The following is a 25,592-nucleotide window of genomic DNA, read 5'->3' on the forward strand; positions in this document are numbered from 1 at the left end:
ATACTACGTTGATAAACGTAGGCTTTAGCAGCTAGCATCCGGCCTTAAGAGGTTGGTATAGCTGCTTTTACTACCTTTTTATTTATCTACCTGCTGACCAAGCCATCAACCCCACTCCTGCAGCAATCAGCCCTATAGCAATAAGTTGCGTCAAAGAAATTTGCTCACGCATGAATAATACGCCGGCCCCGGTAGTAACGAGCAATGAGCCGCCGATTATCAAAGGATTACCAACGGCTACAGCTAAGCCACGACCATAGATAACAAAGGTTAATATTTCCACTAAACCAATCGCTACCCCTGCCGCCACCGCTAAACCCAAACCTTTGGGACTGCTATAAATCTCACTACCATTAATCTTCATATAAAGCAGTAAACTTAAACCCACTAAAGCCGCTACAAACTGCAATACTACCGCCCCTAATACGGCTTCTATATGGGAAGAGGATAATTTGATGAAGACGTTATACAACCCAAACATTAGGGCGGCAAAGGCCACAAGCAAATAGGTCATGCTAATTTATTTAATTAAGGGCAAAATGGATTTGAACTGCGGGTGTGCCGGCGTTTCTAGCCACTCAAAAAACGCCATCTCCACAGTTACGGCTTCTAAACCATGATGGCGCCAACGACTCAACGCCGCTTGTTTACTACCTTCCAAGCGTGAGGCAATGGCATCCGTTACTAAAACAGGCGTAAAGCCGGCCTTAGCTAAGCTTAAGCCCGTTTGTAAAACACAAATATGGGCTTCAATACCGGCTAACAGTACTTGAGGACGGTCTTTAGGCAACGCATTGATGACGGCCTCTTCCTGAGCCGCATTAAAATGCGTTTTACTTATGACAGTATCAATGTGCGGTAACAAATCCGGGTGCGTAGCACCAATTTTATCCGGCCAATGTTCAGTGGCAATAACCGGCACAGAACAAAGCTGCGCGCCCTCTATAAACCGTTGTATTTGTTTTAATAATTGCTCGTGATCCGCCATAGCAGGTAGCAGCTTTTGCTGCACATCTATGGCCATCACTAGGCTTTTATCTGCGCGTAGTAATGGCATAGTATTTCCTCATCATTTAGATTCAAAATAGGTACTTGCTCAAGGCTGATGCAAAATCTGCCGCCTGTGTTCCTAACCAGCTTACCTTACTATCTAATAACACGCCTTGCTCATGCTTGTTTTGTACAAATGCACCTGCAACCATTTTTTTATTATGCGTGTCGTAAAGCACTACGTAGCTTTCTGCTGGACAATTATGGGGCTTACACGCGTGGTACACCGTGTAGTTTTTACCATCTACTTTAATGCTTTCAGCAGGAGAAGCCGTACCGTAATTCGCCACCCATGCGAAATGAGTATTTAATGGTTGCGTAATCTCGGCAAACTGTTGCGCTAAAATTGGATCTTTTGCCACTTCTTGATAAAGATAGCCTTCACCTATAGGAAAGGTTTGGGCTTGTTGAGCTTGTACTGGCGCTAAACTTACTAAAGCCGCTGCACCTGCTAAAGACCATAAGGACACTAATTTACGCATACTCCACCTCTTAAGGTTTATAAAATATAAAAACATAAAAATATAAAAAAACTACAAGACTCCTCCGATTTTATTATCTATGTAACCAATTTGTTTTGATCAAATCAACCACCTCATCACCACGATTATTCATAATGGCTTTAAGCATATATAAACTAAAGCCTTTGGCTTGCTCAAGTTTTATGTGGGGGGGCATAATGAGCTCTTGCTTAGCAGTGAGCACATCAATCACTACTGATCCATCATGAGCAAAGGCCTCTTGTAAGGCGCCCTCTAAATCTGCGCTACGCTCTACCCGAATGCCCTTAATACCGGCTGCTGTAGCAATAGAGGCAAAATTAGGATTATCTAAATGCACACTTTCTGGCACGTAACCTGCGGCTTGCATTTCCATTGCCACAAAACCCAATTCGCCATTATTAAAAATCACCACTTTGATGGGCAACTTCATCGTAGCTAAGGACAGTAAGTCTCCCATTAGCATCGAGAACCCACCATCACCACATAAAGCCACTACTTGGCGACTGGTGTCTAGTTTTTGCGCTCCTATGGCTTGAGGCATGGCATTAGCCATGGAACCATGGTTAAAGGACCCCAATAAACGACGCTTACCGTTCATTTCCAAATAACGTGCCGCCCACACGGTGGGTGTGCCCACATCACAGGTAAAAACAGCATCTTCAGCAGCAAAATGGCTGATTTGTTTGGCTAAATACTGCGGATGGATGGCTGTGCCTTCAGCACTAGGCTGCGCCAACTCATCTAATTCAGCTCGAGTTTTTTCGTAATGCTTGAGTGCGTCGTCTAAATGCTTGCGTTTAGTTTTTTCTGTGAGCAACGGCAACAACTGTTCTAAAGTAGTCTTAATGTCCCCCATAACCGCTAAATTTACATGGCTGTGGGAGCCAATGCTATCGGCATTAATATCAACTTGAAAGATTTTGGCATCTTTAGGATAAAAAGCTCTATAAGGAAATTTTGTGCCTAAAAGTAATACTGTATCGGCATTTTCCAGCGCGTGATAACCTGAGGCAAAACCTATCAACCCTGTCATGCCTACGCTGTAGGGATTATCCCACTCTATATACTCTTTACCACGCAGAGCATGCACCACAGGCGATTTTAAGACTTCGGCTAGCGCTACCACTTCATCATGCGCACCGGCACAGCCGCTACCACACATTAAGGTGATTTTTGCACTGCGGTTTAAGGCTTCAGCCAGTTTTTGCACTTCACTTAACTGCGGTGTCATCACCGGTGCTGCTGGAGCATAAGCCATAGACGCTGCCGTGGCTCCCTCAGGAGCAGGTAGCAAAGCCACATCGCCAGGTAAGACTATCACTGAGACCCCTTTATTAAGAATGGCCTTTCGGATGGCTATGCCTAATACTTGCGGTAGTTGCTCAGGGTGGGTAATCATTTCACAATAATGACTGCACTCTTGAAATAACTGCTGGGGATGCGTTTCTTGAAAGTAACCGCTGCCAATTTCAGAAGAGGGAATATGCGATGCAATGGCCAATACTGGCACCCGATTACGATGACAGTCATATAAACCATTAATTAAATGCAAATTACCTGGACCACAGGAGCCTGCGCACACGGCTAACTCACCCGTGAGTTGAGCTTCTGCACCAGCAGCAAAAGCCGCTACTTCTTCATGACGCGTACCCATCTACTCTATGGTGCCTAATTGATGCAAGCTATCATTCATCCCATTTAACGAATCTCCCGTTACGCCCCACACTCGCTTAACACCTGCTTGTTCTAAGGTGCTAGCTATAAGAGATGCTATGGTTTGTTTGTTTTTCATCCTCTTCCCTTTTATATCTTAATAAAATCCGTTGTAATAACTGAGTATATAAAGGCTTACCGCCGCATAAATGTGCCACCGTAATGGCGCCTAAACAGGTAATAACAATGGGTAGTATTAGCAAATAATTACCTGTAATTTCTAACACTAACACGATGCCAGTGAGGGGGGCCCGTACAGTAGCCGCAAATAAAGCCGCCATACCGGCAATGGCAAAACTGCCTGCCTGCAATTCATAATGAGGGAAAAGCGTTATGGCTGCCAAACCAAAAGCCGTGCCAAACAGGGTACCTAAGGCTAATAAAGGCGAAAAAATACCACCGGGCGCACCCGAGCTAAAGCTCAGCACGGAGGTAACAAAGCGAAAAAAGAAAATCAGCGCTAAAACAGCTAAAGAAAAACTACCAGCACTAATACGATCTATTAAATGAAAACCATCGCCACTAATACTAGGGTAAACAACCCCCACAGCGCCTATAAGACCACCTACAAGGCCTCCCATTAAAATAAAGCGATATTTCCCTCCAGCATTAAATGCTTGAAACCACGTTTGTACGCGGAGGATAAAATAATTAAACGTTATACCCAAGAAACCAAAACAAATTCCTAACAGCAAATAAAGCCAATACGTCTCTATGGGTGCGCTAAGGTACTCCACCACTTGCAGCAACGGTTTATTACCGTCCATATATCTCACCATAATGGTAGACATAATCACACCAATAAAAACCGCCTTAATAGAAATGAGGTTATAACGAAACTCTTCACGCATTTCCTCAATAATAAGCAGCACCCCTGCTAAAGGCGCATTAAATGCGGCCGCTAAGCCCGCTGCTGCTCCCGTCGCCAATAGGATATGTCTTGATTCTGGATTATTTAACTTAAGTACATCATGCACCATCTGGCCGGCATTTGCGCCCATTTGTACTGTAGGGCCTTCCCGTCCTAACACCATGCCAGAACCTAAGGTACCTACACCTCCAAGTAACTTTGCAGGCAAGACTCGCCACCAACGCACGGGGCGCAAGTTTTGTAATGAGCCTTCAATTTCTGGAATACCTGATCCACCCGCTTCAGGTGCCACTCGCTGCACCATAAAATAACCAAACATCGCAAGCAAGCTGGAAATAACAAACATGAGCGGTATGGATATCCATAAACTTACGCTGATTTCTGCCACTGACTCAGTACGTAAATTAACCACCCAAGTAACGGCTTTATTAAATAAGGCCCCAAAAAAACCGGCCAAAGAACCAACGACAACGGAGCACAGTAATACCACTACAGCAGCAGTATCTATTTTTTTAAATCGTTTTATTAGCTTAAACTGAGGCATAGAGAATGAAGGCTATAAATTAAAGTATAGTTTTTGTTAAAACTAACCATAACAGATAGCAGGCAAAATGATGATTAAAAAAATACAAGTTATATTAAGTGGGCTCTGCTTAGCTTTACCTATGAGCACCGCTGTAGCCCTAGAAGTAGGAGAAATGGCGCCAAACTTTGAGCTGCCAGGTTCAGATGGTCAAACCTATAATCTGGCAGATTACAGAGGAAAGCAAGCAGTGGTCTTAGCTTGGTTTCCTAAAGCACATACTTCTGGCTGTACTATTGAATGCTTATCTTTAGCGAAAAATGGCGATAAAATTCGTGAATACGATGTGAGTTACTTTATGGCTAGCGTAGACCCTTTAGAAGTTAACGAGGCCTTCGCACTAGAAACCGAAGCGGATTTTCCTCTACTCTCCGATGAAGATAAATCCGTAGCAAAAGAGTATGATGTTTTAAGTTTTATGGGTTTTGCAAAACGTCATACTATTTACATAGACAAAAACGGACGTGTCATAAAGGTTGATAAAAACATCAACCCAGACACGTCCGCTGAGGATATGATTGCAAACTTAGAAATCTTAGGGGTTGCCCGTAACTAAACAACCACTACAAGGACAACGCAACTACAAACAAATATATTGAGATTCAATCAGCAGGTAACACATAAGTACCTACCGCGATCACACTATCACCTACTTGCTGATAAAAACCTCGCCGTAATTCAACACGTTGACTAATGGGGCTAAACCACCAGTAGTCAATTTGTTGAATGATATTGGGACTAGCATTATCTACCATTTGAGCTAAAAACGCTGTGCCTTGAATATCCTCAATCTCATCTAAGCTTTTACCATTTAAGGTGTGTGTGGCATTCGGACTCCACTCTATACGGCGATTTTTTTTATCCAACACATACACGTACTGATCAGGATTTCTAAAACCACTTTGCCTATTGCGAAACTTACGTAATGCTGTCCACTCCCCCATTACTGACACAGTTCTAAACTAGAGTTTTCCAGTTGTTGTCGGTATACCGACGGGGGAATATCACCTAAACTTTCGTGCGTGCGCTCCTCGTTGTAATCCAATCGCCAGAACCACGCCATATCTCGTACCTGATGCAATGACTCAAACAAGTACGCATTTAAAAACTCTCGCCGAAAAGTGCCATTAAAACGCTCAATAAAAGCATTTTGCTGGGGCTTACCCGGTTGAATATACTGTATTTTTACTTCATTTTTCTCACACCAATCCATTAGCTTGACTGAAATAAACTCAGGGCCGTTATCAAGACGAATCTGTTGGGGCAGCCCACGTTCTGCCTTTAACTGCTCTAAGGTACGGATGACGCGGTCGGCGGATAACGAGCTGTCCACTTCAATCGCCAAGCACTCTCGCGTGCCTTCATCCAATACGTTTAACGTGCGGTAACGTTTACCGCAGTAAAGGGTATCGTGCATAAAATCCAGTGCCCATTGGTGATTTGGTTTATTCTCCACTACTAAGGGTTGAGGCGTGCGTTTGGGTAAAACGTGCTTGATGCGGCGCCTTAAATTAAGCCCTAAACGGCAATAAACACGATACACCCGTTTATGATTAAATCCATACTTCTGAAAACGCAATCGACCAAAACACGTCCAGAAACCAGCTTGAGGTGATTTTTTTAATACGTCATTAATCGCATTAATGACAGCAGCATCCGCTATGCGCCAGTCTTTTTCTGGGCGATAATAACCAGAACGACTTAGTCCCGTTGCCAAACAGGCTCGCACCACACTGACACCGCGAGCAACAAGGCCTTGGGCACACGCTTTTTTCTCTGCTGTCACCAACCCTTTTTTGCAAATAAATCCTTCATCGCTTGATTCTCTAAGCTGACATCGGCAAACAGGCGTTTGAGCTTGGCATTTTCTTCCTCTAACTCACGCATCCGCTTCATCTCAGACGCTTCCATGCCACCGTATTTCGATTTCCAGTTGTAGTACGTGGCGCTACTAATACCATGCTGGCGGCAAACATCGCTCACCTTCATGCCCGCATCCGCTTCTTTTAACACCGCAATAATTTGCGATTCAGTAAATCGTGATTTCTTCATCATCGTCTCCTACGTAAAGTATCGCAGAAAACTCCAATTATGACTGTCTCAGTTTAGGGGAAGTGGACACTTTATGCGAGACCGCGCCTATATCCTTAATCTAAACAAATTGGGCTTCAATTTTAGTAAGAGACTCTGCAGCACGCTGTAAAGCCGGCAAAGCGGCTAAAGCTTTATCAGCTGTCATACGCATAATAGGAGCTTGCGTGGCAACGGCCATATTAGAACGACTACCATCTTTACGAGGCACTAGTACCGCCACGCAAAATAACCCAGGTAAAAACTCCTCATTATCAAAAGCGTACCCCTGCTCGCGTACTTTTTCTATTTCTTCTTCCAATTCTTCTAGGGATCGAATTGTATTTTTTGTATATATTTCAAAGGGTACATGCTCTAATAATCGCTTACGCTGAGCGGGTGGCATTTGTGCTAATAACACCTTGCCGCTAGCCGAGCAATGCACAGGGACTCTAGAACCCGGGCGTAAATAAAAGCGTAAAGGCGCTTCCGTTTCCACGCGATCTAAATACAGAACCTCATGACCCGAGAGCATGGTTAGATTACAGCTCTCACCTAACTCACTCCCTAAGGATCTAAGCAGCGCATGTCTAGCACCATATTTAGTATCATTAAATAACAGATCCTCAGCTAAACGACGTAAACGACCGCCCACACAGTAATGTCTACCGTCTGTATCCCTAATCAGCATATTGGCCCCCTCTAACTGCTGTAACATTCTGTGTACGGTGGGTTTAGGTAGATCCGTACTATTGACCAAGTCTTGTAAAGAAAATGGTCTGTCTTGTGCAGCAATTAACTCTAACAAACTAAAAAGACGCATCGTAGGGGTATCACCCGCTATTTTAACTGCGTCTTTTTGATTTAAATGTTGATTATTACTCATTTTCCTCACCAATAAATTATAATTTAATACATATAATACAAAAAAACATCACAAACCATTGACCAATCCTTATTTTATCGTTAAATTTGTAAAAATACAATAAACGAAACTTTTTATACCATTATTTGAGATAAAGGTTTATATTCATGAATTTACTTGATCAACTCATCCAGTCGGCTAAAGTTTCCCCCGCACGTATTGTTGTCAGTGAAGCGACTGATGAACGCATCTTAAGTGCCGCCTACAAAGCAAAACAAGAAGGTGTAGCACACCCCATATTAGTGGGTGATACAGCTAAAATACAAAAAGCAGCTAGTCAATTAGGGCTTGATATTAGCGCTCTTAGTATTGAAGACCCTACGCTTTCTAAAAAAAGAGCAGAGTTATCACAGGCCTTAGTAGCCAAACGTGCAAGCAAAGGCATGACAGCAGAAAAAGCACATATAGCACTCAACGATCCGCTTTGCTTTGCTAATATGCTCGTGCATTGTAATCATGCTGAGGGATCCGTAGCGGGCGCAGTCTACAGCACAGCGGATGTAGTGCGTAGCGCTCTACAATTGATTGGCAAAGCCGCCGATACCACCGTGGTTTCTAGCTTTTTCTTAATGCTCTTAGAAAAACCCCATCACCCAATACAAGGCGGAGTCATTTTTAGTGATTGTGCCTTAATGATAGATCCAAACGAAGAAGAACTCGCTGCCATTGCTTTAGCTGCTGCTCAAAGCGCACGCACGTTATTACAAACTGAGCCATGTATTGCCATGCTGAGTTTTTCTACTGCTGGCAGTGCGAAGCACCCTTCTGTGACTAAGGTTCAACACGCAGCTCAACGGGTTAAAGCCGCTCTACCGGGAGTTGCCATTGATGAAGATGTGCAGTTTGATACCGCAATTATTCCTGATATTGCTGCCAAAAAACTCAAAAATTCTACTGTTAAGGGCCGCGCCAATGTTTTCATTTTCCCTACTCTTGATGCTGGAAATATTGGTTATAAAATTGCCGAACGCTTAGGTGGAGCTACTGCTATAGGTCCTTTATTACAAGGTTTAAATAAACCCGCCAATGATTTATCTAGGGGTTGTAGCGCTGAGGATGTTTTCAGTGTTATCGCTATCACTTCTTTACAAGCTAAAGGTAGACCTAAACCATGAGCATTTTCACTATGAGCATTCTCTTACTGATTATTGCCATAGGTACTTACTTTCAAACAGTAACAGGCTTTGGTTTAGCCATGATTGTGATTGGAGTAAGTAGCGGCATGGAATTAACTAGCGTGGCGTTTATTGCTACGGTAGTCAGTTTAATCAGTTTAGTTAATAGTGCAGTAGCCCTGCCACGCCATTTACACCATATAGACTGGCGCATTGCTAATACCACCTTATTAGGCATTGTGCCTTCAAGTGTTATTGGCGTGGTGCTGCTCAATTATCTCAGCACTCAGGCAGCAAGTATCCTGGAATTTATACTGGGAGCAATTATTGTTTATAGTGGTATTAGTTTTGCTCTAAATCCTAAACAAAGAAAAACCGAGTCCAGTTTAAAATCTTTTTTTACGGTTGGTTTTGTTTCTGGGTTATGTGGTGGGTTATTTGGTATGCCTGGGCCACCGGTTATTTTTCACATGTACAGACAACCTATGAGCATGCCAGTCATACGTAACATGCTGCTTTTAATGTTTGCCTGTACGGCTTTTTCACGCACATTTTATGAGGTGATTACTGAAGGTTTACCCAAAGACTCCCTGCTAATATCGGCCATTGCTATTCCGTGTGTAGCTATAGTCACCTTATTAGCACAGCGCTTTCCACCTCCAGTAAGCCCCCAAAACATGCGACGTATTACCTTTGTGACCTTAGTCATTATCGGCTTGGGCTTAATTATAGGGAGTCTTAAAGAGCTGCAGCTATTTAGTTAAGAACTATTACCACGCCCCGCTATACATTTGTACGCCTAGGCTAGTAAATGTGACGGCTAACCAAACTCCTAATCCTAAGACTACTGGCTGCCAGCCTGTGCGTATCATCGCGCGCATATTGCTTGATAACCCAATAGCTGCTAAAGCTAATACCATCAAAAACTTAGCCAAAAACTGTAAACCCACTAATACTTCAGCAGGTAAGAGACCAGTAGATCTTACCGCCGAAGCCACCACAAACCAAACAATAAACCAAGGGATTAAACGTCTAATGCTAAAACCACTGCCTTCTTCTTTTTGACGTTTTATTTCAATAAAAACATAAAACAAGCAAATAGGAATAATAAAAGTAGCTCGGGTTAGCTTTACCACCGTAGCGTAATCCCCGGCTTCTGTGCTGTAACTATAAGCGGCTGCTACCACTGAAGAGGTGTCATTAATGGCGGTACCAGCCCAAAGGCCAAAACCAATATCCGACATATTCATGAGATGACCAAAAAAAGGAAATACTAATACGGCCACCACATTAAATAAGAAGATGGTCGAAATAGCAAAGGCCATCTCATGCTCACTGGGTTTAATAATAGGTGATACTGCAGCAATTGCAGAACCACCACAAACCGCTGTACCTACACCAATTAAAGTTAATAATCGATCTGGTACCCGTAGCATCCTACCTAAGAGTCCTGCCACAATAAAGGCTGCTGCCATAGTAATTAGAGTCACCCACAATGACTCCAAGCCCGTTTGCACAACCTGAGTAATACTTAAACCAAAGCCCAAAGCAATAATAGACCATTGCAGCACTTTTTTAGACGCAAAGGTCAACCCGGGTTGAAATACCGGCCTCATACCCATAGAGTTTCTAATCGCAAGCCCTAATAAAATAGCAAACACCGGCCCACCTACTGTAGGTAACCATCTCCCTAAAATCATAGCTACTACAGCCAAAGCGGCTGCTAAAGCAAGCCCCTGCCATAGTGTGGGTTTATTTGATGTGTCTTTCTGCTGTGTGTTTTCTTCTTTTAACGTAACTCGCTCTGCTTGAGCAGAAGAGTGAACAGTAGTTGCCCCCATAACCATTCCTTAATTATTATCTTGAATTACTATATTCTACGACAAAAAAACCATTTATCAAGCCAAAATGTCTCGAAATATGAAAACGATTGAGGTTTTTGCGTTTTATGACAAATAATCCACAGATTCTGCCTAGGCAAAAAAAAACTCGTCGGTTACTATCATGTGCAATCTGTACTGCTAGACATGTTACTTTTAGCTTGGAAAGTCAACTTTAATGGAAAACATCAGCCTCATTTTTGCCATTTTTGCCGCTATACTCGTCAGTGGCGTAGTAGTACGTTTAATTCCTTGGGTGCCATTGCCCTTAATTCAAATAGTTTTAGGCTTTTTATTGGCTGGTGTATTTCAAGAAGGACTTACGCTCAATCCAGACATTTTCTTTTTACTTTTTTTACCTCCCCTGCTCTTTTTAGATGGTTGGCGTATTCCTAAAGATGCCTTAAAACGTGATAGCGTTGGCATTTTTCATCTAGCATTTGGTCTAGTAATTATTACGGTGCTAGGTTTAGGGTATTTAATGCATTGGATGATTCCTTCCATGCCTTTGCCAGTAGCCTTTGCCTTAGCGGCCATTGTGTCTCCTACCGACCCTGTAGCGGTAGCAGGTATAGGGCGTAGACTAGCGATCCCTAGCCGCGTGATGGCCGTGCTTGAAGGCGAAGCATTATTTAATGACGCTAGCGGCTTGGTAGCTTTCCGTATGGCGGTATTAGCCATGATGACCGGAGCCTTCTCCATTTACAGTGCTGCTACCTCCTTTCTTTGGTTAGCGGTAGCCGGCGTCATTACCGGCATATCACTAACTTGGCTGCTTTCTTTTTTTCGTACTCAATTTACAAAACGATATGGAGAGGAACTTGGTGCAGAAATATTACTTAGTTTACTCATCCCTTTTGCCGCCTATGCCGTTGCTGAACAAATAGGAGCTTCTGGCATTTTAGCCGCGGTGGCTGCGGGTCTGACTATGAGTAGACTTGAACTTTCTGGTGCGGCATCACCCATTACCCGCATGCGTAGAAATGCCATTTGGGACACCATACAATTCACGCTCAATGGCATGATGTTTATCTTACTTGGGGAGCAGTTACCGGGTATTTTTCAAGGTGCTGTGCAAGTAGTAGAGGAAACTGGGCATCGTAGCCCCTGGTGGCTGATTGTTTATGCGGTAGTGATTTGTGTGGTTTTAGCTGTTTTTCGTTTTGGCTGGGTATTTCTTTCTATACATGTAGCACGCTTTTTACGTAGAACCCCTGTTCCTTTAGAAAACCGAACTTCAATACGTGATATTTCTATATTAGCTATAGGGGGTGTGCGAGGGGCAGTGACCTTAGCAGGTGTTTTAACATTACCTTTATTGCTACCTACTAAAGAAATTTTCCCAGCACGTGATTTAGCTATTTTTTTAGCCGCTACCGTCATTATTATTTCATTATTAATTGCCAGTGTTGGGTTACCATTACTTTTAAAAGGCAGTGAAAAAGAAAACAAAGCGTACTCCCCCCTAGATAAGCAAAAACATCTTGCTATAACTAAAGCGATGGAGGCCGCCTCTAAGCAAGTAGAGGCTCTGTTATTAAAACAAAAGAAAGATGACTTCCAATTAAATGAAATCGAACAACACGCCTTGAAAAATCGATTATTACTAGAGTTTGAAAATAGCTTTGATATTAATCACACGCTAGAAAACCCTCACTATCAACATTATTTAACGGAAAGAGCGATGCGTTTAGCAATTATTGATGCCGCACGCACCACTGTTTACCGTTTAGCTAGAGATAATGAAATCTCTGATGAGCTGGCCCGAGACATAGGGAAGCAACTAGATTACGATCAAATACGCTTTAACTAAGCATCAGAGGTAGGCGTAGATTGAATGTGATTTTGCAGCATATGCGCATGCTGCAGATGCTGCTCAAGTAATTCCAAAGCATCTGAGGCAAACCCCGACACTTCTTCATCACTTCCCGAAAGCGCTTGAGCCTCAAATAATCTAACAGTCTCTTCATGCATCCGAACGGTATGTTTCACGTAAAGGGCGTCAAAGGCAGTACCCGTTGCTTGCTTGAGCTCTTCCAAGTGTTCTTCTTGCATCACGCCAGGAGCAATAGGAAGACCCACTCCTTTTGCTTTTGCTAACCCTTTGAGTTCATTAGATAGTGCTCTGTGCTCTTGGATCATCACTTGGGCAAACGATTGTATTTCTCGATCTTGGCTTGTAGCAATGGCCAGCCTAGCGGCTTGTATTTCATAAATACCAGCACGAGCCGCTTTTTTTAAAAAAAATCGATCTTTAAAGGATAAATGTCTTCCTTGTTTAGTCAGGTCACAACATTTTTTCATGCCACACGCCGTTATACCCGCTACAGCAGCAGCCACTGCAAGAAGTCGTACACACATAGGTATCTCCTTAACTAAGCAAATTGATGATTGTTTAACCATCTACCATACAATCATACGTTACACTATCTACAAGCTAGGAAAAAAAGCAAAACCAAATGTAAAAAGGAGTTAGGTATGCATTTCAATCTACACCCCCGCACCTTGTATAGCGTGCTAGTGGGCTACATGGAGCACTACGGGCATTTAATTAATGATGCCGAGCAGTTACGTGTAGCTTTAGCTGACCCTGAGGAGATCACAGACTTTGCGATGCACAAAGTCGGCACAGCCATAGATGGTGACCAAGCCGATGAAATTAGCCGCGTAGGCTTACTTTGGTTAGATTATGCCAAAGCCCATCCCGATAACCCGCAAGGCTATGCCGCTACTGCTGAACAAATCCTAAACGAAAGCTCCAGCAGTTAAATTAACCATTTCTCAAGCATTAGCCCGCCTTGCCATCAGGGCGAGGCGTCCAAAGTATTTTGGTGTAATGCACGATAAATAGTGCATACGCTACTATGGCTAATAATAAACTCGTACGATAGGCCCATAAGGCCGTCTCAGGCAAAATCACAAGTAACACACTGCGTAACAATCCTGCGAGCAATAATAAACTTATGGCAATACCCACCCCTGGCAAAGCTCGTATTTTTCTACCCGTATGTCCTAAACCCACGCGGGTAATCATGGCAAAGATGATGGTCATCATGGCTCCTACGCTTAAAGCATGCAAAGCCAAATCCACCGGCAAGAAGGCAAACTCGCTGAACACCCACATCACTGTGCCAACAATCACAAACGCATAACTTAGATGTAAACCCCATAACAAGGGTTCATGCCAGCAATGTTGTAACTCCCAAGTACTAAGACGCCAAACATTTAAAACACTTAGAGATATCAAAGGAATTACAAAAATAATAGCAGATACATTAAAATCCAAAACACGCAAAAACTGCAATAAACACAACACCGCTGCACTAATAAAAACCAGTCTTTCTCTATTTTTAGAGGCTGTCACCTGTGGTCTCCCTACACCGCGCGAGACAAAAAAAGGAATAACTCGACCGCCTATAAGTAAAATGAGACAAATAATTAGCCACACCGCAAAATAAGCACTTTGTAGTACTAAGTCGTTATTATTATAAAGTGAGCCCACGTGCATGGAAACATTAGCAAATGCTAGCAATAACAATAAGGGAGCAATAGTTAAATTACGCCATTTTTTTGTTTTTATGACTAAAGAGGTTACGAAAACTGCCACTAAAGGCAAAAATAGCGCATCAATAAAAATAATCAGCAGTATAGGTAAGCCTAGAGGGTAAGCCAATAATAACCGCGCTAAGAGCCAAATGAGTACCAACGCCCACAAGCGTAACCCCGTTAAGCTAGGTAAACCAGTCCAGTTTTGGACTGAGGTTAATAAAAACCCAACAATAATAGCGGCCACAAAGCCAAATAGCATCTCATGCTGATGCCACCACAACATGCCACCATAAGGCATGAGGACAATTTGACCATGCCAAAATAGCCACCACACACTTAGAGCAAGTAGACAGAAAAGAGTTCCTAACCAAAAAAACGGCCTAAATCCCAAGCCGTTTTTTAAAACAGTATTTGTATTATTGCGATTACTATTGATAGCGCTCGAGGTCATAGCATTACCTCTACAGATAAGAAGAATCAAAAACTCAATCTTAACAGCAGCAGCTCATATTAGAAGGAATAACCTAAACCTATTCCGCCATATACACTGGCTTTACGCTGCGTAATAGGACTATCTGCCGCATCACTAGCCAACCGTTTAATTCCAAGTGAAGAATTGAAACTCCAGCTAGGACTCAACTGATGATGATAAGCACCATACACAGACATAGAGCGTAAACCTGCTGACGCCTCATAGGGCTTTAAGCGCCCTCCACTGGACTGAGACTCGTTTTTTTTCACGCCAAAGTTTGTATCCATAGCATCATTATCTGCCCAGCTTAAGGTCCCTCCCACACGCAACGCAGAGGCTGCGGTTTGTAATAACTTATACGTTGCGCCAACTTGTACACCACCGCCATAACCGTCTTTTAAGGCATGAAAATACGTAAGATCAAAAGAAAAATTACCTGAATGAACGTTACTAAACACACCAGCTGCCATATGATCACTAATATTACGCATTCCTTGCAGATGACTATCTTTTCTGGATTTTCTACCCATGGCATATGAACCAAACACCCCAACTTTCCAGTTATCAGCCAAATGGGCTTGTAAACCCGCGGCAGGCATTTCTACTTTGGGTCCAAGAAAGAAATTATCTTTCTCATAACTAAACAACGGATAAACCTGTGCTTTATATTTTTTAGCGCCCTCGTATTGCGGCATAATACCGGTGCCTATGCCAAGGGTGGTTTGCGCCTGTGCAGACAAAGGTAAAGTAAGAGCAGTTACCATAACCCCTACTGCACACTTTAAACCATGTAATCTCTTATTCACTGATAATCCTAAAAATAATGAAATTAAAGGGCTACTTTAACGCAATTACGGCCCGAACGCTTGGCATCATATAAAGCCTCATCAGCAGCTGCTAATAGCTGCTGAATACTAGCGTCGTACTCACCTAAGCTTGCTACTCCAAGTGACACCGTAAACTGAATACGTGCACCATTAGACAGCACTACCACGACTCCTGCTAAAACCCGACGTATGGATTCTGCCTTTTCTACAGCCTGAATTATAGACGTGTCAGGTAATAAAATAACAAACTCTTCGCCCCCCATGCGCGCCAAGATATCGGTACTGCGCAACATAATCTGACATTGCTGTGCTAACTCTTTAAGCACCTCATCGCCTGCAGCATGTCCATAGGTATCATTAACCCGTTTAAAGTGATCTATGTCTAGAGCAATTGCCGTTAGTGTGTTACCTGTGCGTTGTGCCCTATCAAACTCTTTCTTCGCTGCCTCATCAAAACAACGACGATTAGCTAATCCTGTCAGCGGATCTTTAAGGGCTAGATTTTCTAAGCGTTTTTCTAAACGTACTTGCTCACTAATATCTTGTACGCTACAACGACCAATAGGCAAAAAGGTACTCTCTTCGGTACGTAAGGAAATATTACAACGCATAATTGCTTGACGACCATCTACACTACGCATAGTAAGACGACTCTTACGTTCTTGGGCATCGGTTAGTGTGAGTAAAAATTGTTCTAATTCTCTTTGTGATGAACTATCCACAATCTGCTTCAAATACAGTTTATTCACTATATCATCACGTGCATAACCTAAATAACCTAAAAGCACCTTGTTAACATTCGTGATTAAACCATCGGCGGCTAAGGTAATATAACCAATAGGCGCATTTTCATAGAGATCTCTAAAGTTAGCTAGCTGTTGATTTTGTAATTTTGTATTCAGTTGATGTTGATACTGATTACGAACTAATAAATAAATAATACTTAATAAAGCTAACACAAAACCGATTAAAGCCGCTCTAAACCAAAACGAGTTATAAACTGCTCTCTTTTGCCAATCGGCTCTATCTGTTTGTACTAAGATGGTCCAAGTAGACGCTTTCAAGTTGCTAATTAAACCTAAATCCCTTATGTAGGGGGCGTGAGAGGTACTTTGGTAAATATTAGCAATATCAATACGGCCGAAAGTGAAAAGATCGTCATCTTTATTAAAGGTTCCAGTACGACTCGTTGTGACTGCATCCCATAACTCCGGACTCCATTGTTTTAAAGTGCGCTCTGGATGACCTAGCATCCAACCCCATTCATTTTCGGTCTGATGATTTGCCAACCAATACCCATCCATATTGAGTAACATGGCCCTATCAGATTGAGGAAACTGCTCTATAAACTGATTGAGCATACCTCTTGCTTTGTAATTTAATACTAGAAGTGCTGCTGGCTCGCCTGCATTATTTATCATCATACGCACTAAACGTATGGTTGGATTAAGCGGTTTTTCTATCACCCCATGTTCCACATTTAGATCTAAAGGTGACAAGTAAACCTGCCCCGGCTTTAACTTCAAGCCTTCTTGTATATAGTACCTATCCAACTTGTCTTGCAGCTGATTCTGAGGAACTGTAAAAGCGCCTAAGATAGCGTGATTGATACGAACCAACTCTTTACCTTGTAGGCTGACTATTCGAATCTGATCATAACGGCCATATACATTGGCTGTATGCATCAGAGTACGCTCTAAAATTTCATAATTTTGGGAGCTAGGGTTATTTAAATATCTTTGAATACAAGAAATGATAGAAAGCTGATGCGTATCTTGCACCACTTTCATCAAGTGCTCATGCAATAAGGTGCGCGCCGTTTTAATTAAATGACTATGGCGGGAATAAACTAACTCTTGTAGCCTTTCATCATAAATAGTTTTCCCTATACTTAAAGCAGAGGTTAAAACCACAAAAAGAACCGCTACCCATGCCACCCATTTTTTAACCATCTGCTTTCCAAAAATTACGGCCGTGTAATACCCAAGCTTACTAGTATAAGAAAAATAGTAGCACTTACGCTATGCTACAATCCAAAATCTTTGAAACCCCCTTATGTTTTTACTTTTTATTTACTGCGGCACTGCGCAGAATAAGGATTCTGCATGTTAAATCTCAAATCCGTTTGGCTATTTAATGCCCGCCGAGATGTGATCTCTGGCTTACTAGTCGCCTTGGCGCTCATCCCTGAGGCCATCGCTTTCTCCATCATTGCGGGGGTGGATCCTAAGGTGGGGCTTTATGCCTCATTTAGTATTGCTACTATTATTGCTTTTGCAGGTGGTAGAGCCGGTATGATCTCAGCAGCCACTGGTGCCATGGCGTTAGTGATTGCCTCTTTGGTCCGCGACCACGGACTGCAATATTTACTGGCTGCCACGGTATTAGCAGGGTTGCTACAAGTTGTAGCCGGACTAATACAACTGGGTGGTCTCATGCGTTTTGTCTCCAGTTCCGTAGTCACCGGTTTTGTAAATGCTCTCGCCATTTTAATTTTCCTCGCTCAATTGCCTGAGCTAACAAATGTTACTTGGCACGTTTATGCGCTCACTGCAGCCGGTTTAGGAATCATTTATCTACTGCCTTACTTCACTACCGTTTTACCTTCGCCCTTAATAACCATTATTGTGCTAACCGCAGTCACGTTATTTTTTGATATAGAAGTGCGCACGGTAGGTGATATGGGGGAGCTACCAAGTTCTTTACCCATATTTTTAATACCTGACATTCCATTAAATATGGAAACGCTAAAAATCATCTTTCCCTATGCCGCCACCTTAGCCGTAGTAGGGCTGTTAGAATCACTGATGACAGCATCCATAGTAGATGAAATGACTGACACCCCAAGCAATAAAAACCGCGAATGTGTGGGTCAAGGCGTAGCTAACGTAGCCACGGGTTTTTTAGGCGGCATGGCAGGTTGTGCCATGATTGGTCAGTCTGTAATTAACGTCAAGGCCGGAGGTCGAGGTCGTTTATCTACTTTGTGTGCCGGCGTATTTTTATTAATACTAATTGTGTTTTTAGGTGATTGGGTAAGTCGTATACCCATGGCTGCTTTAGTAGCAGTAATGATTATGGTATCTATTAGCACCTTTAATTGGGGTTCAGTAAAAACACTGCTCACTCACCCACGCAGCTCCAGTGTGGTTATGTTGGCCACCGTGGTAGTTACCGTATGGACTAAAGATCTAGCTCAGGGTGTATTAGTGGGTGTTTTGTTATCTGCGATCTTCTTTGCCCATAAAGTAGTAGATTTGCTTAAAGTGACGAATCATCTCTCTGAAGATGGCCAAACTCGTATATACAAAGTCAAAGGTCAGCTATTTTTTGCTTCAGCTAAGCAATTCATAGATAGTATTGATTTAAATGAACCTATTGCGCATGTAAATATCGATTTTGCCAAGGCTTCTATTTGGGATCTGACCGCTATAGAAAGCATAGAAAAAGTCTATACCAAATTACAGGCTAAAAACATAGAGGTCTCTTTAATTAATATGAATAAAGATTCCAGACGTTTAATTATCCAGCTGGCAGATGAACCTAGAAAACTATTGTCAACTTCGACGGCTAGAAACACATAGCGGTAATGACTCTGGTACTCTGATGGTAAATATCAATTATTCAGAAAAAAGGACAAACTATGGCTCACGCATACAAACACCATCATCCGTCTACCACCGTCCAAAAAAAGCAAAAAAAAGGCCGTTTATTACATTTTGACTGTGATTGCGGCAGCACCGTGAGCCAGCAGTTGCATCAACGTATTATGAACGACATGACACGCCGTAAACTGCTAGGTGGCATGTCTTTGATGATGGGAGCTTTTGCTGGAGTTGTTCCCCTATCTGTGGCCGCCTCCCCTAAAGAAAAAAGCGCAGATACCCCTCCGCGTCCTACCCTATTTACTAATTTACGTTTATTTGATGGCAGCGGTAAGCCTCCTGTGACTGACAAACACGTCTTGGTAGAAGGCAATAAAATAACAGCCATATTGGCTGCCAATGAAAAAATAGAAAACGCGCACATTATTGACTGTGGTGGCAAACTGCTTATGCCGGGTCTGATTGATGCCCATTGGCACACTATGTTGGCCGCCATCAATCAAATGAAAGCCATGACCTCTGATGTGGGTTATATGTACTTAACTGCAGCAAATCAAGCGCAGAAAACGCTAATGCGCGGTTTTACTGCAGTACGTGATGTAGGAGGTCCCGCATTTGCATTAAAAGATGCTATAGATAGTGGCATAGTAGATGGTCCTCGTATTTATCCGTCTGGAGCCATGATTTCTCAAACCTCTGGGCACGGAGACTTTCGTTTTCTCTCAGATCTACCACGTGCTAGCCAAAATGACCTTAGCTTTATAGAACGCGCTGGCGTATCTATGATTGCTGATGGTGAGGCGCAAGTGTTACGTCGTGTGCGTGAACAACTCATGCATGGTGCCTCTCAAATTAAGCTATTAGTAGGCGGTGGCGTTGCCTCTACTTATGACCCTTTAGACAGTACACAATTTACCGAGGCTGAAATTAAAGCCGGTGTAGCCGCTGCTAGCGATTACAACACCTATGTAATGGCTCATGTTTACACTCCTAAAGGGATTAAACGTGCCATTCGTAATGGTGTCAAAAGTATTGAGCATGGCCAACTGGCAGACGAAGAAAGCGTACAAATGATGCAAAGTGAAGGTGTATGGTGGAGTCTACAGCCTTTTCTTCAAGATGAAGATGCCAATTTTTATAATGAAGTCAGTAAAGTAGAAGCCCAAAAACTCGTCAGCCAGGGCACTGCTAATGCTTATGAAATGGCACAAAAATACAATATTAAAACAGGCTGGGGTACCGACATTCTATTTAATCCAGCCAAAACTCACACTCAAAACAATCAGCTAGCCAAACTCACTCGTTTTTACGATCCACTCACTTTATTAGCACAAGCCACTAAAGATAACGGCGAACTTTTAGCTCTATGTGGCACGCGTAACCCCTATCCTGCCATCTTAGGGCAAATTATTGAAGGTGGTTATGCGGATTTAATTATTGCTGACGGTGACCCTACGACAAACTTAGATTTTATTATTAATCCCGATGAAAACTTTCATGTAATTATGAAAGATGGGAAAATCTATAAAAACACGCTCTAAGTTTGCTGTGCTGAACGACTAGTTTTTCTTCTCAACGCTAAATCACGTTATATTTATAGGGTATAATTCATTATCTGACTAGATGTAAGTAAAATACACTTACATCTACAGCCAGTTATAGGAGTTAACTATGCTATCACAGTACGCTTTTTTACTTGAGTTGTTGCCACTCGTGTTTGTATTCGGTGGCTCTCTAGTCTTAGCACTGCTTTATTTTACGGCAAGACACTAAACTAAACATCAGTCAAAACTTTCCTCGCGCTTTCTTACTCACTCATCATCTTTCGGTAGTTGAGGCGGCTTGCTGTCATCTTCTCGATGCTCCGCTAGCATTTGTTTAAACCCTTTAACTATCAAATACCCGGCAGCTAAAGCGCCAAATATAAATAATGCAATACGCATGTTATCGTCCTTTAAAAGGCATAATGTGCAAATCACATCACGCTATATCATCTTGATTTCTCTATTGTAGGCTATGTTTAAGCACCTTATTCGATTTTGGGTTGGCCTTTTGCTAATCAGTCCTTTGACTGCAATAGCGCAAGAGCAACAATCTGCCTGCATTAGCACTCACTTCCACCATTTTTATGGCCCCTCAGATAGAGTCAAAGTTATTTCTGTAGAACGCCTAAGAAGGTGGTCTACCTGGTGCCAACACGGCTATACTGCACAGAAGCTAGAACAAGCCATACGTCCTTGTTATGAAGACACCATTGAAACGCTGCGTAGCCAAAGTGACGGTTATAGCAATATTGGCATGAAGAAAACACAGCAAGTCAAAGATTACTGTAGACGCCAATTATGGTCTGAACTTATTTCTACTGATAATAATAACTAATCTCAACCAAAAGGATTTTACTTATGCTTAAAGTACTCCAGTCTCCCGCTAAATATGTGCAAGGTGCTGATGCGCTTAAACAGATCGGTGATTACACCAAACCTTTGGCCACTAATGCCCTGGTATTAGCTGACGACTTTGTGATGAATCTTGTTGGCAAACAGGTCAAAACCAGTTTAGAAAAGGCCGCCTTGTCTAGTCATTTTGAGAATTTCAACGGTGAATGTACCCACGATGAAATCAAACGTCTCACAAAATTAGTCGAAGCTGGCAAACACGACGTGGTCTTGGGTGTAGGGGGTGGTAAAACCATCGATACTGCCAAAGCGGTAGCGCATTTTGCTAAAGTACCCGTTGTGGTGGCCCCAACAATTGCTTCCACTGATGCGCCTACTAGCGCTTTATCTGTTATTTATACGGCAGACGGTGGTTTTGATAGCTATTTAATGTTGCCCAAAAACCCAGAAATGGTCATTATGGATACCAGCATTATTTCTCAGGCCCCCGCACGCCTATTAGTAGCGGGCATGGGTGATGCGCTGGCTACTTATTTCGAAGCACGCGCTTGCGTTACCACTAATCAACCTACCATGGCCGGTGGTACTGCCACTTTAGCGGCTTACACTCTCGCTGAGCTTTGCTACCGCACCTTACTAAACGATGGCTATAAAGCCAAACTTGCCGTAGAGGTAGGCGCTTGTACCGAAGCGGTAAATAATATTGTAGAAGCTAACACCCTACTAAGTGGGATTGGTTTTGAAAGTGCTGGCCTAGGCGCCGCTCACGCCATTCATAATGGCATGACAGGACTGGAAGAGTGCCATCACATGTACCATGGGGAAAAGGTGGCTTTTGGTACTTTAGTACAACTGGTCATGGAAAACGGTGACTCAGAAGAGCTAGAAGATGTGCTGAGTTTTTGCGTAGCTCTAGGCTTACCCGTGACTTTAAAAGAGCTTGGCGTAACTGCTGAAGGCGATGAGCTTAAAGCCAAAGTTATGACCATCGCTAAGGCTAGCTGCGCTGAGGGTGAAAGTATCCACAACATGCCTTTCGTTGTCACACCTAATACCGTTTACTCTGCCATTCTAGCTGCAGACCGTTTAGGTCAAGAATGGGTTTAAAGGTATATAGCAAAAATGCCTAAAAAGCCTAAAACTCTGACCGATTACATAATCAGTTTGAAGGCTCGCATTAATAAAGCGGCGTTTCAAGTAGGCAGCTATCTTTACGGTATAAACACCTCAAAAAAGAAAACATCGCCTACAGGTAAAAGGCCGCTTAAAGAAGTGGAGCCTTCTCAAGACACCACTTCTGCTTTATCTCCCCCTACGCCACATAATAAATCCGAGGATGCTTACACCAAAGGCTTAATGCGATTTGAGCGTGAATTAGCCACACTACGTCAAGCTTATAACGAAGCTCAGGACGACATAGAACGTAATGCTTTGCATTTTAGAATATTACGTTTAAAGCGTGCCAAACAGAAGTTTTTAGATGAGCATAAATAACTAAATTCGTAAGCAACCCGGCCCTGCAATTTGACTACGCCCCCCTTGCCCTGCAGTTACACGCACCTGTGTAGCTATGCGCTCTTTTAATGCGGGCACATGAGAAATCACCCCAATGAGCTTGCCTTCTTGCTGTAAGCCAGCCAGAGTGCCTAAAGCCGTATCTAAAGCATCTTCATCCAACGTGCCAAAACCTTCGTCTAAAAATAACGAATCCACGCGCACTTTTTGACTGGCCATTTTAGATAAACCTAGAGCCAAACTTAAGCTCACAACAAAACTTTCACCACCAGAGAGATTTTTGGTGGAGCGCATCTCTCCAGCTTGATAATTATCAATTACATCTAAGTATAAAGGCTGGGTGGCATCATGCACCAGTAAATACCTATCTGTCATTTTTTCTAATTGTTGATTAGCTTGCTGCACCATAAGCTCAAAAGTTAAACCTTGAGCAAAATTTCTGTACTTTTTGCCATCTGCTGAACCAATTAAAGCATGTAACTGCTCCCATTTTTGGCATTCTTTTTGCTGAGCCGCTAGGGCTAACTGCTTAGACTGTATTTGAGCTTTGGCCGTATTGTTTTGCTGCAGCTGATAACGTAATTGCACTAAGTGCTCTTGTAGCTGTTGATGCTGTGCGGTGCTAGCTGTTTGTTGCGGCAATAGTTGTTCTGCAGTGGCGGCGGTGAGCTGTTTGGCTTTCTCGTTTTGCAGCGCTAAACGGCGATCTTGCAAACGACTATTTAAGCTAAGCAGTTCGTTATCAAGACTTTGAACTTGGGTCGCTAAGCTTTCACGTTGTGCTGGACTTAAGCGAGCAGTTAAAAAAGCGGTTTCATCCTTAAAGCCTGTTTGCAACAGAGCCTTATGCCATTGCTGTTGCAGCGTCGCAATGTCCATTTGCCGTTGATTTATGCGTTGCTCTAAGCTTTCTAGTTGGGCTTGAGTGGCTATATATTTTTGCTGGAGCGCTGTGTGATTAAACCGACTCTGGATTTCTGCCTGTTCGGCTTTTTTTATCGCCTGCATTAGGTGCTGTTCTTGCTGGTCAGGATCTTGCTCCCCATATAATGTATGGCGGCGTGCTACCAACTCAGACAGCTCCGCCTTTTTGATATTTTCTGTGCAAATCCCCACTTGTTTGATGATGTTGTCTATGACTGCCATCTTTTGATCTACAGTATCTACTGTGGGCAGCTGAGCTTGTGCATAAGGATGCTCTGTGGCACCACATAAAGGGCAGGGTGCATCTGTTTGCAGTAAAGCACGCTCCTCTTCTAGACTCGCTATTTTTGTTAGTAGCAATTTTTCGCGCCACAAAGCTTCTTTTTCTTGTTCGTACTCGCGCAATAAACGCCCCTGCAACCAGTGCTCTAAACGCTCACGCTCAGTCGCTACCGACATCAAAGGCAAGTCTTTTAACTGCTTATAAGGTTTGGGTAATTGCTGATCTAAGAGACGCACTTCTTGTAATAAGGGCTTAGCATTTTCTAAGGCATACTTGGCGTTTAACACCTGTTTGACAGCGGCTTCGTATTGCGCGGCTTGTTGAGCGGCTTGTTGCTGTATGTTGGGCAGTTGTGTCATCGCGGCTTTGAGCTCAGTTTGCTCATTTAGCTGTTGTTTTTTTAAAGTGCTTAGCTCCGCATACAGACCCTCTAAAATGGCAGCTTGATTAGCTAAGGCTAACTGCTGGCGCTTTGGTTCAAAAGCCTGCTGCTTAGCTTGTAATGTGTTGTGTTGCTTCTGAAGATTTTTTATCTCTTGCTCTAAGGTTTGCAGCACCCCTAGCCAATCTATGGCCTTATTCACTTTATTGAGTTCAGCCTGAACGGTTTTATAATCGAACTCAGTTTGCTCTAGTTGTTGTTGAATACGCTGCTCTTCTTCCAGAGATAACAGTCCTATACCGGCAATTTCCGTCATGAGTTGCTTAAATAACGCTTGCTCATTACGTAAACGCTCGTGTACACGTTGTGAAATAGTGGTATAAATTTCTGTGCCAGTTATTTGCTCTAAGAGCTTAGATTTTTCTTCAGCATCGGCCTTTAAAAAGGTATCAAAACTCCCTTGAGCTAATAATACAGAACGCGTAAAGCGTTCAAAATCCATGCCCGTTTTCTCTTCTACCACGTTCACTACACGACTCACTCTACTTTCAATCAATTTGCCAGTGTGTGCCTCTGCAATCTGATGTTCTTGAGTTTGTAGCTTTCCTGTAGCTGCCTTACGTGCCCGTCTTTGGTCCCACCTGCATCTAAACTGCCCCGCTTGTGAAGCAAATACCACCTCGGCAAAACACTCGCCTGTTTGTCTAGACATAATGTCATTCGCATTAGCGGTGATACGCCCTAGGCGTGGTGTAGCGCCGTATAAAGCTAAGCAAATAGCGTCTAGTATCGTGGACTTACCGGCTCCCGTAGGTCCTGTTAAGGCAAAAATCCCGTTCATTTCATAATCAGGATCGGTGAAATCAATCAACCACTCCCCGTATAAGGAGTTGAGGTTTTTAAAACGTAATTCAAGTATTTTCATGATG

Annotated in this window: 24 protein-coding genes and 1 pseudogene; 10 read left to right on the forward strand and 15 right to left on the reverse strand. The window is 42.9% G+C overall.

The genetic code is table 11. From position 1 onward, the window contains the following. Window positions 1–82: 82 nt before the first annotated feature. The 5 genes and pseudogenes from AC2UZJ_RS02875 to clcA all read right to left on the reverse strand — a co-directional run bounded on the left by AC2UZJ_RS02875 (window position 83) and on the right by clcA (window position 4,681). Window positions 83–514, reverse strand: coding sequence for a hypothetical protein (locus AC2UZJ_RS02875; RefSeq protein WP_486948625.1), 432 nt, complete (start codon window positions 512–514; stop codon window positions 83–85). Window positions 515–520: 6 nt separating this feature from the next. After that, window positions 521–1,057 carry an isochorismatase family protein gene (locus tag AC2UZJ_RS02880; protein ID WP_486948626.1) on the reverse strand — a complete coding sequence of 179 codons (537 nt, stop codon included), beginning with the start codon at window positions 1,055–1,057 and terminating at the stop codon, window positions 521–523. A 22-nt stretch (window positions 1,058–1,079) separates the two neighbouring features. Further along, window positions 1,080–1,532, reverse strand: a complete 453-nt coding sequence (locus AC2UZJ_RS02885) for an Ivy family c-type lysozyme inhibitor (protein WP_486948627.1) — start codon at window positions 1,530–1,532, stop codon at window positions 1,080–1,082. 73 nt (window positions 1,533–1,605) lie between these two features. Beyond that, a pseudogene (gene poxB, locus AC2UZJ_RS02890) lies at window positions 1,606–3,345 on the reverse strand (ubiquinone-dependent pyruvate dehydrogenase). After that, a complete protein-coding gene (clcA, locus tag AC2UZJ_RS02895; protein ID WP_486948628.1) occupies window positions 3,308–4,681 on the reverse strand; it encodes a H(+)/Cl(-) exchange transporter ClcA in 1,374 nt (457 codons plus the stop codon). The pseudogene poxB and the gene clcA overlap by 38 nt, the downstream one beginning before the upstream one ends. Before the next feature lie 67 nt (window positions 4,682–4,748). Between clcA and AC2UZJ_RS02900 the strand changes: the two genes are divergently transcribed. Continuing rightward, window positions 4,749–5,276 carry a peroxiredoxin family protein gene (locus AC2UZJ_RS02900; RefSeq protein ID WP_486948629.1) on the forward strand — a complete coding sequence of 176 codons (528 nt, stop codon included), beginning with the start codon at window positions 4,749–4,751 and terminating at the stop codon, window positions 5,274–5,276. A 46-nt stretch (window positions 5,277–5,322) separates the two neighbouring features. On the opposite strand, the gene AC2UZJ_RS02905 is transcribed toward AC2UZJ_RS02900, so the two are convergent. From AC2UZJ_RS02905 to AC2UZJ_RS02915, 3 genes are all read right to left on the reverse strand, one after another. Further along, entirely contained in the window at window positions 5,323–5,664 is a 342-nt protein-coding gene (locus AC2UZJ_RS02905; RefSeq protein ID WP_486948946.1) for a cache domain-containing protein, read from the reverse strand. Then, window positions 5,664–6,772 (reverse strand): IS3 family transposase gene (locus AC2UZJ_RS02910; protein ID WP_486948947.1). Its coding sequence is split into 2 segments (ribosomal slippage): window positions 5,664–6,520 and window positions 6,520–6,772, totalling 1,110 coding nucleotides; the frame shifts between segments, so codons are not numbered across the junction. Before AC2UZJ_RS02910 ends, AC2UZJ_RS02905 begins: the two co-directional genes overlap by 1 nt. A gap of 100 nt (window positions 6,773–6,872) precedes the next feature. Then, entirely contained in the window at window positions 6,873–7,676 is an 804-nt protein-coding gene (locus AC2UZJ_RS02915; protein WP_486948630.1) for an IclR family transcriptional regulator, read from the reverse strand. A 146-nt stretch (window positions 7,677–7,822) separates the two neighbouring features. Between AC2UZJ_RS02915 and pta the strand changes: the two genes are divergently transcribed. Further along, the gene (gene pta, locus AC2UZJ_RS02920; protein ID WP_486948631.1) at window positions 7,823–8,830 is read left to right on the forward strand and encodes a phosphate acetyltransferase; all 1,008 of its coding nucleotides are present in this window, start codon (window positions 7,823–7,825) and stop codon (window positions 8,828–8,830) included. After that, complete coding sequence (locus AC2UZJ_RS02925) at window positions 8,827–9,594, forward strand: sulfite exporter TauE/SafE family protein (protein WP_486948632.1); 768 nt, start codon at window positions 8,827–8,829, stop codon at window positions 9,592–9,594. Before pta ends, AC2UZJ_RS02925 begins: the two co-directional genes overlap by 4 nt. A 6-nt stretch (window positions 9,595–9,600) precedes the next feature. Here the strand turns inward: AC2UZJ_RS02925 and AC2UZJ_RS02930 are convergent, their stop codons facing one another. Further along, complete coding sequence (locus AC2UZJ_RS02930) at window positions 9,601–10,671, reverse strand: YeiH family protein (protein ID WP_486948633.1); 1,071 nt, start codon at window positions 10,669–10,671, stop codon at window positions 9,601–9,603. 217 nt (window positions 10,672–10,888) lie between these two features. Here AC2UZJ_RS02930 and AC2UZJ_RS02935 point away from each other — a divergent pair, with 217 nt between their 5' ends. Beyond that, window positions 10,889–12,523, forward strand: a complete 1,635-nt coding sequence (locus tag AC2UZJ_RS02935) for a Na+/H+ antiporter (RefSeq protein ID WP_486948634.1) — start codon at window positions 10,889–10,891, stop codon at window positions 12,521–12,523. Here AC2UZJ_RS02935 and AC2UZJ_RS02940 read toward each other — a convergent pair. Then, a complete protein-coding gene (locus AC2UZJ_RS02940; RefSeq protein ID WP_486948635.1) occupies window positions 12,520–13,071 on the reverse strand; it encodes a DUF4142 domain-containing protein in 552 nt (183 codons plus the stop codon). The genes AC2UZJ_RS02935 and AC2UZJ_RS02940 overlap by 4 nt on opposite strands. A gap of 117 nt (window positions 13,072–13,188) precedes the next feature. On the opposite strand from AC2UZJ_RS02940, the gene AC2UZJ_RS02945 reads away from it, so the two are divergent. Continuing rightward, a complete protein-coding gene (locus tag AC2UZJ_RS02945; RefSeq protein WP_486948636.1) occupies window positions 13,189–13,479 on the forward strand; it encodes a hypothetical protein in 291 nt (96 codons plus the stop codon). A 19-nt stretch (window positions 13,480–13,498) separates the two neighbouring features. On the opposite strand, the gene AC2UZJ_RS02950 is transcribed toward AC2UZJ_RS02945, so the two are convergent. From AC2UZJ_RS02950 to AC2UZJ_RS02960, 3 genes are read right to left on the reverse strand one after another with little or no spacing between them, the layout of a single operon-like run. Beyond that, the gene (locus AC2UZJ_RS02950; protein WP_486948637.1) at window positions 13,499–14,710 is read right to left on the reverse strand and encodes an NnrS family protein; all 1,212 of its coding nucleotides are present in this window, start codon (window positions 14,708–14,710) and stop codon (window positions 13,499–13,501) included. Window positions 14,711–14,769: 59 nt separating this feature from the next. Further along, the gene (locus tag AC2UZJ_RS02955; RefSeq protein ID WP_486948638.1) at window positions 14,770–15,537 is read right to left on the reverse strand and encodes a MipA/OmpV family protein; all 768 of its coding nucleotides are present in this window, start codon (window positions 15,535–15,537) and stop codon (window positions 14,770–14,772) included. Window positions 15,538–15,560: 23 nt separating this feature from the next. Then, entirely contained in the window at window positions 15,561–17,510 is a 1,950-nt protein-coding gene (locus tag AC2UZJ_RS02960; RefSeq protein WP_486948639.1) for a sensor domain-containing diguanylate cyclase, read from the reverse strand. 153 nt (window positions 17,511–17,663) lie between these two features. Between AC2UZJ_RS02960 and AC2UZJ_RS02965 the strand changes: the two genes are divergently transcribed. Together AC2UZJ_RS02965 and AC2UZJ_RS02970 are read left to right on the forward strand one after the other, a co-directional pair. Further along, window positions 17,664–19,142, forward strand: coding sequence for a SulP family inorganic anion transporter (locus AC2UZJ_RS02965; RefSeq protein ID WP_486948640.1), 1,479 nt, complete (start codon window positions 17,664–17,666; stop codon window positions 19,140–19,142). 59 nt (window positions 19,143–19,201) lie between these two features. After that, a complete protein-coding gene (locus AC2UZJ_RS02970; RefSeq protein WP_486948641.1) occupies window positions 19,202–20,704 on the forward strand; it encodes a metal-dependent hydrolase family protein in 1,503 nt (500 codons plus the stop codon). Window positions 20,705–20,974: 270 nt separating this feature from the next. Here AC2UZJ_RS02970 and AC2UZJ_RS02975 read toward each other — a convergent pair whose 3' ends face one another. Beyond that, entirely contained in the window at window positions 20,975–21,106 is a 132-nt protein-coding gene (locus AC2UZJ_RS02975; RefSeq protein ID WP_486948642.1) for a hypothetical protein, read from the reverse strand. 73 nt (window positions 21,107–21,179) lie between these two features. Between AC2UZJ_RS02975 and AC2UZJ_RS02980 the strand changes: the two genes are divergently transcribed. From AC2UZJ_RS02980 to AC2UZJ_RS02990, 3 genes are read left to right on the forward strand one after another with little or no spacing between them, the layout of a single operon-like run. Further along, window positions 21,180–21,542, forward strand: a complete 363-nt coding sequence (locus AC2UZJ_RS02980) for a hypothetical protein (protein WP_486948643.1) — start codon at window positions 21,180–21,182, stop codon at window positions 21,540–21,542. A gap of 23 nt (window positions 21,543–21,565) precedes the next feature. Beyond that, a complete protein-coding gene (locus AC2UZJ_RS02985) occupies window positions 21,566–22,666 on the forward strand; it encodes a glycerol dehydrogenase (protein WP_486948644.1) in 1,101 nt (366 codons plus the stop codon). Window positions 22,667–22,681: 15 nt separating this feature from the next. Next, window positions 22,682–23,053, forward strand: a complete 372-nt coding sequence (locus AC2UZJ_RS02990) for a hypothetical protein (RefSeq protein ID WP_486948645.1) — start codon at window positions 22,682–22,684, stop codon at window positions 23,051–23,053. On the opposite strand, the gene AC2UZJ_RS02995 is transcribed toward AC2UZJ_RS02990, so the two are convergent. Next, on the reverse strand, window positions 23,054–25,588 hold the full coding sequence (locus AC2UZJ_RS02995) for an AAA family ATPase (RefSeq protein ID WP_486948646.1): 2,535 nt from the start codon (window positions 25,586–25,588) through the stop codon (window positions 23,054–23,056). Between the last annotated feature and the right edge of the window lie 4 nt (window positions 25,589–25,592).

The sequence above is a fragment of the Paenalcaligenes sp. DL 309 genome (assembly GCF_057475285.1).